Origin of the sequence: Rhodococcus sp. P14, assembly GCF_000256505.1 — a bacterium.
GTDB classification, from domain to species: Bacteria; Actinomycetota; Actinomycetes; order Mycobacteriales; family Mycobacteriaceae; genus Rhodococcus; species Rhodococcus ruber.
Window position 1 is genome coordinate 1 of sequence record NZ_AJFC01000072.1, and the last position, 15,268, is coordinate 15,268.

General features: G+C 70.0%; 15 protein-coding genes. 7 read left to right on the forward strand and 8 right to left on the reverse strand.

All coding sequences use genetic code 11. From position 1 onward, the window contains the following. The 3 genes from OEY_RS29685 to OEY_RS0105160 form a co-directional block, all read right to left on the reverse strand. On the reverse strand, positions 1-518 hold a 518-nt coding region (locus OEY_RS29685), incomplete at its 3' end, for a bifunctional DNA primase/polymerase (RefSeq protein ID WP_192811060.1). 686 nt (positions 519-1,204) lie between these two features. Further along, positions 1,205-1,984 carry a hypothetical protein gene (locus OEY_RS30400; protein WP_010592845.1) on the reverse strand — a complete coding sequence of 260 codons (780 nt, stop codon included), beginning with the start codon at positions 1,982-1,984 and terminating at the stop codon, positions 1,205-1,207. After that, positions 1,981-2,223, reverse strand: a complete 243-nt coding sequence (locus OEY_RS0105160) for a hypothetical protein (RefSeq protein ID WP_237713722.1) — start codon at positions 2,221-2,223, stop codon at positions 1,981-1,983. The genes OEY_RS30400 and OEY_RS0105160 overlap by 4 nt, the downstream gene beginning before the upstream one ends. A 484-nt stretch (positions 2,224-2,707) precedes the next feature. On the opposite strand from OEY_RS0105160, the gene OEY_RS0105165 reads away from it, so the two are divergent. From OEY_RS0105165 to OEY_RS30405, 4 genes are all read left to right on the forward strand, one after another. After that, on the forward strand, positions 2,708-3,934 hold the full coding sequence (locus OEY_RS0105165) for a hypothetical protein (RefSeq protein ID WP_010592847.1): 1,227 nt from the start codon (positions 2,708-2,710) through the stop codon (positions 3,932-3,934). Next, the gene (locus OEY_RS28060) at positions 3,919-4,158 is read left to right on the forward strand and encodes a hypothetical protein (RefSeq protein WP_043804536.1); all 240 of its coding nucleotides are present in this window, start codon (positions 3,919-3,921) and stop codon (positions 4,156-4,158) included. Before OEY_RS0105165 ends, OEY_RS28060 begins: the two co-directional genes overlap by 16 nt. Position 4,159: 1 nt before the next feature. Beyond that, positions 4,160-4,573, forward strand: coding sequence for a hypothetical protein (locus OEY_RS0105175; RefSeq protein WP_010592849.1), 414 nt, complete (start codon positions 4,160-4,162; stop codon positions 4,571-4,573). A gap of 516 nt (positions 4,574-5,089) precedes the next feature. Beyond that, positions 5,090-5,392, forward strand: a complete 303-nt coding sequence (locus OEY_RS30405; protein WP_157179987.1) for a hypothetical protein — start codon at positions 5,090-5,092, stop codon at positions 5,390-5,392. A gap of 190 nt (positions 5,393-5,582) precedes the next feature. Here OEY_RS30405 and ychF read toward each other — a convergent pair whose 3' ends face one another. From ychF to OEY_RS0105190, 3 genes are read right to left on the reverse strand one after another with little or no spacing between them, the layout of a single operon-like run. Then, complete coding sequence (ychF, locus tag OEY_RS0105180) at positions 5,583-6,662, reverse strand: redox-regulated ATPase YchF (protein ID WP_010592850.1); 1,080 nt, start codon at positions 6,660-6,662, stop codon at positions 5,583-5,585. A 12-nt stretch (positions 6,663-6,674) separates the two neighbouring features. Next, the gene (locus OEY_RS0105185) at positions 6,675-7,316 is read right to left on the reverse strand and encodes a class I SAM-dependent methyltransferase (RefSeq protein WP_010592851.1); all 642 of its coding nucleotides are present in this window, start codon (positions 7,314-7,316) and stop codon (positions 6,675-6,677) included. Next, a complete protein-coding gene (locus tag OEY_RS0105190; RefSeq protein ID WP_010592852.1) occupies positions 7,303-7,719 on the reverse strand; it encodes a hypothetical protein in 417 nt (138 codons plus the stop codon). Before OEY_RS0105190 ends, OEY_RS0105185 begins: the two co-directional genes overlap by 14 nt. 130 nt (positions 7,720-7,849) lie before the next feature. Here OEY_RS0105190 and OEY_RS0105195 point away from each other — a divergent pair, with 130 nt between their 5' ends. Continuing rightward, positions 7,850-9,019 (forward strand): AI-2E family transporter, encoded by a 1,170-nt coding sequence (locus tag OEY_RS0105195; protein WP_010592853.1) that lies wholly within the window; start codon positions 7,850-7,852, stop codon positions 9,017-9,019. A gap of 10 nt (positions 9,020-9,029) precedes the next feature. Here the strand turns inward: OEY_RS0105195 and OEY_RS0105200 are convergent, their stop codons facing one another. Both OEY_RS0105200 and OEY_RS0105205 read right to left on the reverse strand, forming a co-directional pair. Further along, positions 9,030-12,005, reverse strand: coding sequence for an AAA family ATPase (locus OEY_RS0105200; RefSeq protein ID WP_010592854.1), 2,976 nt, complete (start codon positions 12,003-12,005; stop codon positions 9,030-9,032). Next, positions 12,002-13,177, reverse strand: a complete 1,176-nt coding sequence (locus OEY_RS0105205) for an exonuclease SbcCD subunit D (RefSeq protein ID WP_010592855.1) — start codon at positions 13,175-13,177, stop codon at positions 12,002-12,004. Before OEY_RS0105205 ends, OEY_RS0105200 begins: the two co-directional genes overlap by 4 nt. Positions 13,178-13,261: 84 nt before the next feature. On the opposite strand from OEY_RS0105205, the gene OEY_RS0105210 reads away from it, so the two are divergent. Together OEY_RS0105210 and OEY_RS29435 are read left to right on the forward strand one after the other, a co-directional pair. Then, complete coding sequence (locus OEY_RS0105210) at positions 13,262-14,425, forward strand: DNA recombination protein RmuC (RefSeq protein ID WP_026137639.1); 1,164 nt, start codon at positions 13,262-13,264, stop codon at positions 14,423-14,425. A gap of 23 nt (positions 14,426-14,448) precedes the next feature. After that, positions 14,449-15,268 (forward strand): exosortase/archaeosortase family protein (locus OEY_RS29435; RefSeq protein WP_237713723.1); only part of this gene is annotated, 820 nt, incomplete at its 3' end.

The following is a 15,268-nucleotide window of genomic DNA, read 5'->3' on the forward strand; positions in this document are numbered from 1 at the left end:
AGGTCCCCGCCGCCCTTCGTGTCGGCGTCGACGTGCGGAGTCGGAGCCGCGATGATGACGCCGTTCTTGCCGCGCACCTCTCCAAACGTCCTGAATGCCCCGGCACCGTTGCCATAGGATTCCCCTGCAGGAACGGCGAACACGTAGTGCCCGCGGTCGTTCGCTCCATTGCGAGTGCTCTGGAATCGTCCCTTGCGGAGCCCTCCCCGCATTTCACCAGGAAGTTCGTTCAGGTCTTCCACGTCCAGGTCGAACACGATTGCCCCGGACTTTCCTACGTGCAAAGCGATTCCGTAATCGGGGTTCTCGTCCCACCACTGCTCGATCTGTTTGGGGTCGCGGGTGGACTGGCGTTGCCACTCGCCACCGACCACACCACCGGGGTTCTTCGTGCCGGGACTCACCGGGAGGACGAACCATCCGGCTGAGGCATAGGCCAGGGCAGCTTCGGCGAGCGTTAGTCCATCGACATCGGGGACGTAGTGCGATGGGTCTGACTGCGGCTGAACCGGATCCACTACAGACGTAGTTGCCTGGGGTGCCTGGGGCCGGGTAGTATTGCGCATTGACGATCCTTTCGCTTGGGGAGTCATGTTCGGTCGCTTTCTCGTAGGAAGCGGTTGAATCCGAGATGGGAGCCTCGGACCTTGAAGACAACGCCCGCCCTGGTCGCTACACCAAGGCGGGCGTTGCGTTTTGTGCGGCACTAGCGTACTACGCTAGTTTGCTGACATCTGTTGTACTGCAGTCACTCTCACAGCTTCCTGGTCGGCGGTGCTGTAGGCTGGTGGCGGCTGGCACCGTCAGCTGGAGAAGGCTCCGCTCTCCGTGCGAGAAGGGCGCGTTCGGTATACGCCGAGCGCGTCCTTTCCGTCTGTAGGGCTTGACTTGCCCGCCACCCTGCCGGGTATGCCGGTAGGCCATACAAATCCGATGTGGCGAGGCTCAGGCACCGGCGATAGGCCACCCACAACCCGTGCGGCCGGGTAGCGCACCAGCCCCTGCACCGCCGTAAACAGCCGGTATTCCCCTGGCGGGATCACCGTCACCCCGCCGACCCACTCGCGGTCGTCCTGGTCGATGACGACGGTGCGCCCCCACCGTCGTTTGATCTGGAACGCCCAGCCGAGGAACAGGTCTGGAGCTTCCGGTAGGCTCGGGCCGGCGACGATCGCAGTCCCCGGCTCACACCACCCCGCGCGCATCAGACCCACTCATCCGACGGGTAGCCGGTCTCGGTGAACCAGCCGTCGTTCATGCGCCAGTGCAGCCCGCCAGGTTCAGTGTCGCGGTCAAAACGATCGCGGCACGACGAGCACGTAGCGAAGACGCGCAACGTTCCACCACAGCCGACCAGCAAATAGTCACCGTGCGGTGTCGGCGAGCGAACGTCGCACCAATAGCAGACGCGGCTAGCGAGGGTCACCATGTGTGCGATCCGCCATGCCGACCACCCATGCGGCACCGGACACGCCAGCGCGCCGTCGTCTTCTGTCCATTCGGCAAGGTGGAAAACGACCGCCCCGGAGGGATAACCGCCGAATTCGGCGACTTCCAGCGCCCGAACGTATTCCACGTCAATCAGTGCCTGCTCGCCTGGAGTGATCCCCAAGCGGTCGCGTTCCTCGGCGCGAAGTTCGGCGGCTGTGTGCTGACCGAGCGGCAGCAGTCCTCGCCCGGTGTTGCTGTAGACGCGATCCACCCCTGCGAGACCGATGAGGTCAAACCGTGGCGGGATCTTCTGTGCGCGATCAAGTCCTGCGCTGATGACGGGGTGATTTCGTGCTGCGGGCGAAGGCCGCTGCGGACGATCAGACAGGACGCCGCCCTTCTCCAGCGACCGGATGCGTAGCTGTCTCGCAGACTTGGCCTGGTCCACGAGTGGGTCGCCCACCCCGCGCATCGCGTTTGAGTCGCCGCGTTCGTGGGCGTCCAAGGCGGGGAACATCAGCCGCAGTTCGTCCAGCGAGTATTCGCGCTTCATTCGTCGTCCCCCGTCATCCACGCGAGCGCCGCCCGGCGAGAGAACAGGTTCTTGTTGCCGCGCTTCACTCCGCGGAGTTCTTTGTGCAGGACCGCGTCCCGCACCATGCGACGAGTGATGTGGTCGTTCATCTCGTGGAGATACAAGAACACCTGCGGCTCGGACAGATTGGGAATGTCCAACTGGTCGATCCCCGGGACGTTCGGAGCTGGACGGACTTCCGTTCGCCGGACAGTCACGGCGGCAGGGTCAATCGTTTGACGGGACATTGCGTTCCTCTCGGCTGGAGAGAGGTGCGTCCGCAGACAGCAGAAAGCCGACCGCGAACACACTCTCGGTGTGTTCACTGGTCGGCACCGGTCAAGGGATACGGGGCTGCGCCAGACTCTCACTGGGTCGTGTCCGCATCGGATCCGATAAATCACGAACCGCTTGACCGGCCCGGCGCCGCTTTGCAGCGGCACGCAACTAGTTATACACGGCCCGTATGCACCGTGCAACACTGCCCAAAGCTGCTGTGCCGCAGCGGTGTAGGATGTACGCAACGGGCCGTGCCCGCCCCCGCACACCCCGGCACCCGGTCGGGGTCAGCGGCTCGCAGTACCCGCGGTCGTGCCGCGTCGCAGTCTTCTCGCAGGACCCCAGTTCGGTCAGGGACCGGCTCGGAACCAGAGCAGCGCTCGGTTCATCCGCCCGTCGTCTTTCACCGAATTGGAGCACCCAATGAGCACCACCCGTCCTGCCCGCACCGGGCAGTGGAACACCCGCCCGCTGTTCTCGCATCCCGCCCGCCCTGGCGATACCACCATCGCCGCCGCTCGTGCCGCGCTGTATGCCTGGGGCGGTGACAGCGGCTACAGTACCGAAGGCGACGTCCTCGTCAACAGGACCGCCGACGGCGTAGACCTGAACTCCATCTGGGCGACCGCCGCCAACGCGATGTCGCTCTACAACCGCGAGCGGTCCGCCCTGGCAGCGCTCATCAGCTACCCGACGACCAACGTCGGCGACGCAATCCCGCAGCAGGTCGCCAGCGACCACTTCGAGGTCGCCAGTGAGTTCGGCGAGCCGGAGGGCATCCGCAGCAACCCCAACGCGCTGATCCTCGGCTACGACTTCCAGGACTACGACCTGGCGTCGAGGTTCACGTGGAAGTTCCTGCGGAGCGCCACCGCCCAGCAAGTCCAGGACGCGCTCAACCGCGCGCTCGAGGCCGACAACCGGCTCGTGACCGGGACGCTGCTGCGCCGCCTGTTCAACCCGGCCGAGGGCACCAACGAGCACATGCACCGGGTGTTCGGCCTGTGGAACGGCACCGACGGCATGACCCCGCCCCCGCACGCCGGACTGGACTTCCCCAGCACGACCAGTCACTACCTCGCCAGCGGCAACGCGGCGGTGGACCCCGGCGACTTGCTGGACGCCATCGACCAGGTCCGCAGCAAGGGCTTCGGCATCAACGTCGGCACGCGGCTGATTGTGCTGTGCCACCCCGCCGAGGCCGAAGAGATCAGCACGTTCCGAGCCGGCCAGGAAGCCAACGGCGTCATCAGCAAGTTCGACTTCATCCCGTCGGCCAGCGCCCCGGCCTACCTCACCGCCGAGAACGTCGTCGGGCAGGTCGCGCCGGGCGAGTTCGGTGGGTTGGAGGTGCTCGGCAGTTACGGCCCTGCGTGGATCCTGCCCAGCTACTTCGTCCCGCAGGGCTACCTGGCGGTCGTCGCCACGGGCGGACCGAACAGCTCCCTGAACCCCGTCGCGTTCCGTCAGCACGAGAACCCCGCGTACCAGGGCCTGCGGATGATCCCGGGCCGTGATCAGCGGTATCCGTTGCAGGACAGCTTCTTCCAGCGTTCGTTCGGGTGTGGTGTCCGCTATCGCAGTGCGGCGTGCGTGGTCCAGGTGACGACCGGCTCCGTCTACACCGCGCCGACGTGGGCGTGGTCCTGATGAGCTGGCGTAACGGGACCTACGGCCCCGCCGAGGACCGCCCCGTCGCCCAGGGCCACCCCGACGCGGGCGAGTACTCGTGGGGACCGGGACTGACGCCCACGGGCCTGGAGGACGCGGCTCCTGCAGACGGCGGGCGGTACCACGGCAAGACGCCGAAGACGGCCGAGCCGTCCGGTCTACGCCACCTGGCCGACCGGCTGAGCGTCAGAGACCGAGGCTGACATGGCCCGGAAGCGCAACCAACGGCGCGATCGGCTGGGCCGCTTCGCGGGCGCGGGGACCAAGGTGTCGGCGTCGGCCAAGGGCGCACGTCGCGCAGCCAAGACCGCGACCAAGACCGGCGCACGCAAGGTCGCCACGAGCGCGAAGAACAGCTACGTGCAGGGCAGCTTCAGCCGGAACCTGGTTGTCGGCCAGGGCGGCGACTACAAGGGCGTGAAGGTCGGCGCTGAGTTCACGACGCCCAAGGGCCGGGGCGTGTTGGTCAAGGGGATCGTGGGCTATCACGGCAAGCCCGATCGCCGGCTCGACCTCACCCCGTCCCTCGACGTCGAGCAGAAGAAGCTCTCCGTGAAGGCCCAGCCTCGGCCGCTCTCAAGCCGCCGCGCCAGCGCGGGCACGAAGATCAGACGGTAGTGCTTGACCAGCGGTGGGGTAGGCACCAGCACCCCCACCGCACGCGTTAGTAGGCGGACGGGGCGCACGGCCCGGTCTAGACGGCCACCCGCCCCGCCCCCGGCCACCGGCACCGCACCGCACCACACAGCTTCGTAGGGCAGAGCCCGCGAGGACTCGGGAACCTGAGCCCGAGTTGCGATCGTTCGCCACGCCGATCGCCATGCTGCGCCCTCGCTGGTTCCCCTTGCCTTTCCGGCGAGGGCGCAGCTCCAAGCTTCCGCGGATCGTCCATCCCGGCTCCGCGGATACAAGCCGTCGGACGTGAACTTGTTCTGGCGACGGCGAGGGTAAGGCCACAGGTTGACATGTCCCTGGGGTAGCTGCCCACAGAAAACCCCTGAGGATCGGTCACCTCGGGGGTTTTCTGCTGTCGGCGCGCCTTTGGAGGTTCATCGCAGAAACATGAGTGATCCATTAAAGTCCGCTCGAGGATTCACTGTTCGGACAAGCAGGACTATTTCTCAGGAGAAGCTCATGAGTAACGAAGCTGTCGGCATGCTCGGCCTATGGATAATTGTCGGAATAGTCTGCGGAGTAATTGCAGCCAACATCGCTTCAAACAAGCACCGCAGCGTCGGTGGCTTTCTACTTCTCGGCTTCCTTTTCCCGCTCATTGGCGTCGTGGTCAGCATTCTCGTTCCGCCTGGGACACCGCCTGCGCCCGCTGGGATGCGACCCGTGACCTGCCCACGCTGCAACGCGCAACAGAACATCGGCGTGGACCAAGCGGAGTACGAGTGCTGGCAGTGCAAGACGAAAGCCTCAGCCGCCCGCTAGACCGGTCGCCGCCCCGCAACGGTGGGCGCTTCGGGTGCCCGCCCGGCGCAGCCCCTTCTTAGCCCCGTTGAGCCCCGTTGCGGGGCTAACGCGACCCCACCACAAAGTGCCTACAAACCGACGAGAAACGTGCTCTCACCAGCACGTTTGTCGAGAGCTCACGCCGCCCACCTGGGGCGAGGTAGCCCCATCAAACGTTGAAGCGGAACTCCACGACGTCGCCGTCCGCCATGACGTAGTCCTTGCCCTCCATGCGGACCTTGCCGCGGGCCTTCGCCTCGGCCATCGATCCGGCCGAGTCGAGATCCTCGAAGGAGACGACCTCGGCCTTGATGAAGCCCCGCTCGAAGTCGGAGTGGATGACGCCGGCGGCCTGCGGGGCGGTCGCGCCCTGCGGGATGGTCCAGGCCCGGGCCTCTTTCGGTCCGGCGGTGAGGTAGGTCTGCAGGCCGAGGGTGTGGAAGCCGACGCGGGCGAGCGAGTGCAGTCCCGGCTCGGTCTGTCCGATGGACTCGAGCAGTTCCTGGGCCTCGTCGGCCTCGAGCTCGATCAGCTCGGATTCGACCTTCGCGTCGAGGAACACGCAGTCGGCCGGCGCGACGGCCGCACGGAGCTCCTGCTGCTTCGCCTCGTCGGTGAGCACCGATTCGTCCGCGTTGAACACGTAGAGGAACGGCTTGGTCGTCATCATGTTCAGCTCGCGCAGCAGACCGAAGTCGAGCGAGTCCTTCGCCGCGAACAGAGTCTTGCCCTCGTTGAGCACGCCCTGAGCCTTGACAGCCTCGTCGAACTGCGGCTTGAGTTCCTTGTTCTTCTTCGCCTCCTTCTCGAGGCGCGGCAGGGCCTTCTCCAGGGTCTGCAGGTCGGCGAGGATCAGCTCCGTCTCGATGATCTCGATGTCCGCGAGCGGGTCGACACGGCCGTCGACGTGGACGACGTCGTCGTCGGCGAACACCCGCACGACCTGGCAGATGGCGTCGGCCTCGCGGATGTTGGCGAGGAACTTGTTGCCGAGCCCGGCGCCCTCGGAGGCGCCCTTGACGATGCCGGCGATGTCGACGAACGACACGGTCGCGGGCAGGATGCGCTGCGACCCGAAGATCTCGGCGAGCCGCTCCAGCCGCGGATCGGGCAGCTCGACGACGCCGACGTTCGGCTCGATTGTGGCGAACGGGTAGTTCGCGGCAAGCACTTCGTTCTTGGTCAGCGCGTTGAACAGCGTCGACTTTCCGACGTTGGGAAGACCGACGATTCCGAGGGTTAGGCTCACGGAATCGATATTCTACGGGGTCGCGGTCACGCCCCCGTCATCCGCACGGCGCGCGACGGCCACCAGCCAGTCGGCGTCGTCGTGCCACGGCCGCAGGTCCCAGGTGGCGAAACGCTGCTCGAGTACCAGGCCGGCGTCTGCGAGGTCGGCGACGAACTGCGACGGACGGTATGCCGCGCCGGTGGTGAACCCGGCGACGAACACCCCGCCCGGGCGCAGGTGCGCGGCGATCCGCCCGAGCACGGACCGCTCGGAGCCGGGCGCGAGGAACACCATCACGTTGCCGGCCGAGACCACCGCATCGAACCTCGGGCCCGGCAGATCCAGCTGCGCCAGGTCGGCGAGATGCACGGTCAGCTCCGGGTGCGACCGGGCCGCCTCCACGAGCACCGGGTCGAGATCGACCGCGGTCACCCGATGGCCCCGCCGGGCCAGCTCGAGCCCGACGCGGCCGGTGCCGCAGCCGGCGTCGAGGATCCGCGCGCCACGCGGGACGAGCACGTCGACGAACCGGGCCTCGCCGTGCAGATCCGTCCCCGCGTGCGCGAGTTCGGTGAACCGCTCGATGTAGGCGCGGGAGTCGTCGGCGCTGCGCTCGGACTGCCATCGCGTCGCGGAGCTCGACCCGATGCCCCGGTCGTCAGCAGGCGACACGGACGAGTTGCGAGATCCGGCCGGCCTGCTCCTCGGTGGGCGCGGTGTCCCCGTTCTGCGCCAGCTCGCCGACCTTGGCGATCACCTCCTGATCGCTCGCGCCGGAGTCGATCAGCGGGCACGTCTCGATGACGATCGCCTCGATGGAGGCGTCGTCGCGGTCGGCGGCGAGGTTGGGGTAGCCGGTGCGGAACGCGGCCACGAACGTCGCGAGCTTCGCCTCGTCGAAGGCGCCGCGCGCCCGCTCGGCGACGCTCGACGCGGCCGAGGCGAGGCTCGAGGCGGCCCCGCCGATCGTTGTGCGCGCCGCATCGGACTCGTTCGACGCGTCGTCACCGGAACTGCAGGACACGAGCACGACAGCCGCGGCACTCGCGGCCAGCACGGCGGTGAACTTCTTCATGGCCGAAAGCCTGCCACGATCCGTGGGTTTCGCGCCGGTGAACCGCCCCCCGAGCCGCCGTTCCCGTAGATTGCAGACGGAGCCCGATCCGCGGCGTCGAGAGCATCGGAAGGACCGTCCGTTGAGCGATGTGCAGAGCACCGAGCGCAAGCCACCGGCACCGAAACCGGACCGCACCACGCTGATCGCCTCCGGCGGGCTGGCGCTGGCGAAGTGGTCGGCGGCGCTGGTCGTGATCGCGGCGGGCGCGCTGGTCATCGGCTGGATCATCGAGAAGATGTGGGTGATCGTCCTGCCCGTGGCACTGGCGATCGTCGTCGCCACCATGCTGTGGCCGCCCACCCGCGGCATGATGAAGCGCGGCGTGCCGCCCGCGGCCTCCGCCGGCCTGACGCTGTTCCTGTTCTTCGCGATCGTCGGCGGCATCATCGCGGGCATCGTCCCGTCGGTGGTGGCGCAGGCACCGGAACTCGCGAACAAGACCACCGACGGCATCAACAAGGTGCTGGACTGGGTGCAGGGCCCCCCGTTCAACCTGAAGGACGAGCAGCTCGAGAACGCGACCCAGGTCGTGATCGACAAGGTCCAGGAGAGCGGCGCCACCATCGCCAGCGGCGTGTTCACCGGCGTCAGCACGGCCGGTTCCCTGCTGGTGACGATCGGCCTGGTCCTCGTCCTGGTGTTCTTCTTCATCAAGGACGGGCCGCGATTCATCCCGTGGGTGCACGCCGTCGGTGGCGGTCGTGCCGGGCGGCACCTGGAAGAGGTGCTGATCCGGATGTGGAACACCCTCGGCGGGTTCATCCGCACGCAGGCGCTCGTCAGCTTCATCGACGCGTTCTTCATCGGTCTGGGCCTGGTCATCCTCGGGGTGCCGCTGGCGCCGGTGCTGGCGATCCTCACCTTCATCGGTGGGTTCATCCCGATCGTCGGTGCCTTCGTCGCCGGAGCGCTCGCCGTCCTCGTGGCGCTCGTCGCGAACGGGCTGACCACCGCGATCATCGTTCTCGTCATCATCATCGCGGTGCAGCAGCTCGAGGGGAACGTGCTCCAGCCCGTGCTGCAGTCGCGCAGCATGCATCTGCATGCGGTGGTCGTGCTGCTCGCCGTCACCGCAGGATCGTCGCTGTTCGGCATCATCGGCGCGTTCCTCGCCGTCCCCGTCGCGGCCGTCGCCGCGGTGGTGCTGCGTTACGTCGGCGAGCAGATCGACGAGCGCAGCGCTGCGACGGACGAACTCGAGACGACCGAGGAGACCCCGGCACTGCCACCGGCACCGGCCGAGCCCGGCCCGGCCTGATCGGCCGGGCTCAGCCGGCGATCTCCACCGTGGACCCGGCGCGGCCGCGCACGACGTGCAGGCGGCTGGGGATACGCTGACGCATTTCGTCGACGTGGCTGACCACGCCGACCACCCGGCCGCCGGCGCGCAGTTCGTCGAGCACGCCCATCACCGCGTCGAGCGCGTCGGCGTCGAGCGTGCCGAACCCCTCGTCGATGAACATCGTGTCGAGCACCAGTCCCCCGGATTCGGCGGCGACGACATCTGCGAGCCCGAGCGCCAGCGCCAGCGACGCCTGGAACGACTCGCCGCCCGAGAGGGTCTTCGTGGACCGCACCACACCGGTGTATTCGTCGTGGATGTCGAGCCCGAGGCCACCGCGCTTGCCGTGCGTGCCTGCCGCATCGGAGTGCACGAACTCGTAGCGGCCACCGGACATGCGCCGCAGCCGCACCGAGGCCGATTCGGCGACCTCCTCGAGGCGGGCCGCGAGGACGTACGAGCGCAGCGACATCTTGCGCGCATTCTGCCCGGTGCCCGCGACGACTTCGGCGAGGGCTGCGAGTTCGGCCTGCTCGTCCCGCAGCGGCACCAGCTTCGCGTACTCGTCTTCGAGGCGCGTCGCGAACTTCTCGATGTCGGCGTGGCGTCGCTCGGCCTCGGAGGCTGCGGAGACGGCCGCGGCCAGTGCGGCCGCACTGCGCGCGACCGCGCCCTCCGGTTCGGCCAGGTCCACCGGGTCGTCGCCGACCCGTGCCGTATCCGGGTCGTCGAGCACGCCCTGCGCCGCCGCGCGCCGGTCGGCCGCCGCGCGCAGCACCTGGTCGATCTCGCGCAGACGCGCCTCGGGACGGACGGCCGCCAGGGCCTGCTCGACGCTCGCGAATCCCGCCCGTTCTGCGGCTGCGGCCGCCTCCCGGGCACGTTCGCGCGCGCTCGTCGCCTCGTTCGCGGCCCGAACCCGGGCGTCGAGCAGGTTCGCCGCGGCGGCGGCGAGCGTCGCGATCCGACGCCGGCGGGTGGCGAGGGAGTCTGCGTCCCCGGCTGCCGCGGTGATGCGGGCACGGATCTCGTCGGCCTCCGCGGCGGCGCTCTCCTCGCGGTGCGCAGCCTGGGCGGCCTCGACATCCACCGCGTGCGCCTGCTCGCGCAGGTCGGCGTCGAGTTGGCGCAGCCGCGCGATCTCACCGCGGCGGCGCTCGCATTCGGCCGCGGTGGCCGCCGCCGCGGCGTGCGCGGCGGCGGCCCCGGCCCGCGCCTCGGTGAGTTCTTCGAGACCGGCGTCGCCGCAGCGCTGCCGCAGCACCGCGACGGTGTTGGCGAGGTCCGCGACGGCCGCCTGCGCCCGCGTCAGTTCCGCGCCGGCTCGCTGCTCGGCGTCCCGGGCCGCGTCCTCGTCCGCCTTGGTGGCGGTGTCCGGCGCCGGCCGGGCCGGGGACGGATGAGCGGTGGCTCCGCACACCACGCACGGATGCCCGTCGACCAGCGCGGTGGCCAGTTCGGCGGCCATCCCGGCGATGCGGCGCTCACGCACGTCGAGCAGGGCGGTGCGCGCGTCGAGGTGTGCGTCGCGACGGGCGACGACCTCGTCCTCGAGCCGGTGCAGCTGCGGGGCCAGGTTCTGCAGTTCGGTGGCGGCGGCGAGGGCGTCGCTGGTTCGCGTGAGGTCGGCCTCGAGCCGGGGCAGCGTGGCGGCGGCCTGCTCGGACTCGCGCGCGGCCTTCTCCGCAGCGTCGCGGCGACCGGGGAGTTCGTCCAGTTCCTCGGCGATCCGTTCGGCGCGCACCGCCAGATCGCGGCGCTGCTGCTGCAGGGCGGCGCGGTCGGTCTCGAGCAGGATCAGCCGCTGCTCCTGCTCGAGCAGGCCGTCGAGGCGGACCACCTCCGCCGACCAACGCTGTTCGTGGGGCCGGATCAGTCCGCGGTCGGCGTCGGCGGGGGAACCGTCGAGCTGCGCGACGAGGGCCCGACCCTCCCGGTCGGCGGCGAGGGGCGCGGCCGCGTCCACCGCGGCGGCATGGGCGGTGGCGGCGGCTTCGGCGGCGCGGTGCGCGTCCCGGGCGATCTCGACGACCGGCGCCGCCCGCCGGGCCGTGTCGAGTTCGGCGGTCAAAGTCTGCAGCTCGGCGGCCGCGGCATCCAGCTCGGCGAGCTCGGCGACCGCGCGGGCGCGGCGTTCCTGGCACCGTCGCAGCTCGGTCGCCTCCGCGAGGGCCGCCCGATCGCGGATGTCGTCGGCGCGCGCACGGTCGAGTGCCGCCAGCGCGAGGTCCCGGTTCTCGGCGGCGTCGTCGCGCAGTCGATGCGCCCACACGACCGGTTCGGAGTCGGCGCCCGCCTCGAGGCCGGCGGCCGCGCTGACCTTGGCGAGGAGCAGGTCGACGGCACGCTGCTGTTCCTCGAGGCGGGGGGCCGCGGCACTGCGCCGGTCCTTGAACCAGCGTTCGACGGAGCCGAATCGGGTGGTGTCGAACAGCCGCTCGAGCAGCTTGCCGCGGTCCTCGCTGTCGGCGCGCAGGAACTTCGCGAACTCGCCCTGCGGCAGCAGCACGACCTGGAAGAACTGCTCGGCGCTCATCCCGAGCAGCCGCCGGACGGCCTCCCCGATGTCGGGCAGCCGGGAGAGGTGCTCACCCGAGCCGTCGAGCCAGGTCAGGCTCGCTTTGGCGTTCTGCTTGACGGTCCCGGTTCCGCGCAGCTTCGGACGCTCGTAGTCGGGGCTGCGCACGATCCGCAGCCGCCGGCCGGCGACGGTCGCCTCGAGGCTCACCTGGGGTGCGGTGCCGGCGGGTGCGTGATCGGACAGCAGCCGGCGCCCGTCGGCGCGGGCCCCGGGCACCGTGCCGTACAGGGCGAACGCCACCGCATCGAGGATGGAGGTCTTGCCGGCGCCGGTGCGGCCGTGCAGCAGGAACAGTCCGTCGGCGCCGAGTTCGTCGAAGTCCACCCGCACGGTGTCGGCGAACGGGCCGAACGCGGTGACCTCCAGCTGGTGCAGCCTCACGCGGACGCCTCCCCCGGTGCGACGGTCTGCTCGGTTCCGACACCCGCGGCGCGGTCGACGTCGCGCAGCGCCTGCTGTACCCAGCGCAGCTCCCGCGCGGACGGCTCGGAGCGCACGTCGGTGAGGAACTCCCGGGCGATGTCGAGGTCGGTCCGGCCGCGCACCTTCTGCCGATAGGTGCCGGTCGAGGTCGCGACGGGCGGGTCCCACTCGACGTGGACGGCCCGGGGGAAACGGGCCTGCAGCCGACGCATCGCGTCGAGGGGGCGCACGGCGTCGGTGAGAACGGCCGAGACGTAGTGCTCCTCCGCCGCGGCGTGCGCGTCGTCGGTGAGCAGCTCGTCGAGGACGCCGGTGAGACGGCTCAGGCCCCGCACGACTGGCAGGTCGACACGCTCGACGCCCGCCCGCCCGGCCGCATCCAGCTCGACGAGCCACACGGCTTTGCGATGGGTGCGCTCCCCGAACGAGTACGGCAGCGGCGAACCCGAGTAACGGACGTGCTCGGCGACGGTCTGCGGGGAGTGCAGATGACCGAGCGCGACGTAGTCGACGCCGTCGAACGCCGACGCCGGGACGGTTTCGACGCCGCCGACCGAGATGGACCGCTCGGAACCGGAGGCTTCGGCGCCGACGACGAAGGCGTGCGCGAGAACCACGGCGCGGACGCCGCGGGCGCGGGCGTCGGCGCGGACCCGGTTCATCGCCGCGCCGAGGATCTCCGCGTGTGAGCGCGCCTCGGGCACGCCCAGGTCGGCGCGGGTGATCTCCGGCTCCAGGTAGGGGATGCCGTAGAAGGCGACGGTGCCGTGGGCATCGTCGAGCAGGACGGGCCGGTCGATCTGGGAGACCCGGGTGATCAGATGCAGCCCGCCCTCGGCGGCGAACGCCGCGCCCGCGCCCAGGCGGACGGGCGAGTCGTGGTTGCCGGACGTCGCGACGATGACGGCACCGGCCGCGCGGATCGCTTCGAGCCCCGCGTTGCACACCGCGACGGCATCGGCACTCGGGATGGAGCGGTCGTAGACGTCCCCGGCCACCACGACCACGTCGACGTGCCGCTCGGCGACGAGGTCGGCGAGGGCGGCGAGGGCCTGGGCCTGGTCGGACAGCAGATCCACACCGTGGAAGGTGCGGCCGATGTGCCAGTCCGAGGTGTGCAGGATCCGCATGCCGTCAGACCGTAGAGCAGCGCACCGACACGCCGTCGCCCGGTCCGGGTGAGCCTGTCGGTCCACTCGGGCATCATGCGCACCATGACGGCACTCACGGCACTGGCGTTGCTCGCGGCCCTCGCGCTCGGCGTGGTTGTCGGCTGGTTGCTGCACGCCGCCCGCAGCGGCGACCGCGCCGCGCGGGCGGAGGCCCAGCTCGCGGCCCTGCGCGAGAACGAGGGGCAGCTGCGGCAAGCGCTCGGCGCCGTGAGCGAGGACTCCGCCCGCCGCCATTCGGGCGCGATCGGTGAACAGGTCTCACGTCTCGTCGGACCCTTGCAGGAGGCAGTGGGGGCGCTCGCCCGGCAGGTGGAGCACGTCGAGCGCAACCGGGTGCACGCGTACGCCGGTCTCACCGAGCAGGTCGAAGGCATGCACCGCGCCTCGCAGCTGCTCTCGACGCAGACGCAGCAGCTGGTGACGGCCCTGCGCGCCCCGCAGGTGCGCGGACGGTGGGGCGAGATCCAGCTCGAACGCGTCGTCGAGCTCGCCGGCATGGTGCGGCACTGCGACTTCGACACCCAGGTCACCCGGGACGGGGTCCGCCCGGATCTGCTGGTGTATCTCGCCGGTGGCAAGCAGATCGTCGTGGATGCGAAGGTGCCGTTCGCCGCCTATCTCGACGCCGCCCAGGAGGAGGACGTCGCTCGGCGTGACCAGCACCTGGTGCGGCACGCCCGTCAGGTACGCACGCATGTCGACCAGCTCTCGGCGAAGGCCTATTGGGAATCGTTCGATCCGACGCCCGAGTTCGTGGTGCTGTTCGTTCCCGGCGACCCGTTCCTCGATGCGGCGCTGGCCGCGGATTCGGACCTGCTCGAGTACGCGTTCGCGCGGAACGTGATCCTGGCCACCCCCACCACCCTCGTGGCGCTGCTGCGCACCATCGCGCACACCTGGCGCCAGGAGGCCCTGTCGAAGGAGGCCGCGACGATCCACCAGCTCGGCCGGGAGCTGTATCAGCGGATCGGGGTCGTCGGCGGACACCTCGATCGGCTCGGGTCCCAGCTGGGCAAGGCCGTCGACTCGTTCAACCTGACCGTCGCGTCGATGGAGTCCCGGGTCGGGGTGACGGCCCGGAAGCTGAGCGAACTGGAGATCTTCGACGGCGAACACCCGGAGGTGCGACCGGTCGATGCGTGGCCGCGCCGCGTGACGCCGACGGATACTTCCGAGTCCGACGGTCCTGTCGACGAAGCAAGTTGACCCGAGGGGTCTAGTGTCGACATGTGTCTGCAACGCAACGTGCTCGCTCGGCGGTGCCGCTCGACATGCGGTCGGTGGCGCCCACTGTGCCTGGCGTCCCGTGGTGGGGCGCGGTCCTCGTCGCGGCGGGCTCGACCCTGCTCGGCTTCCTCATCGATGCGGCACGCGGTAACGAACTGGGTTCGGCGTTCTCCGCGTTCTACGTGCTCGGTTGCGTCGCGGCGGTAGCGGCCGTGCAGCATCGGGCGCTGTTCACCGCGATGGCCCAGCCGCCGCTGCTGCTGCTCGTCGCCGTTCCGATCGCGCAGGAGTTCCTCGTCGAATCCGGTGGTGGGGGCCTGAAGGACCTGGCGCTCAACGTGGCGTATCCGCTGGTGAACCGGTTCCCGGTGATGCTCACCGCCACGGTGGCGGTCCTGGTCGTCGGCGGGCTGCGGATCTTCCTGAGCCGGTCGCAGGTACCGGCTCCGGCCCGTCCGCGCCGGCGGGGCGCACGCGCCGCCGGGGCCCCGTCACGCGACTCGCAGCTGGACCGCGACGGTGGTGGGGCTGCGAAGCCGGCGCGGGGACGTCGCGCCCGTGCGGCCGCCCGACCCCCGGCCTCCACCAAGGCCAGCGTGCGACAAGTTGCAGACACGCGCGACAACCCGGTGGTGCGGCGCCGCACCACCGCCCCGGCTCCGGACGCGGCGCGCCGCGGCGCCGGCGAGCCGCCCGCGGCACCCGATGTCGCCTACCGGACCCGGCGGGCCGAACCGGCCCCACGACGGGCCGAACCCGCCCCACGACGGGCCGAACCGGCCCCACGGCGAGCCGAACCGGCCCCACGGCGGGGCGCCCCGA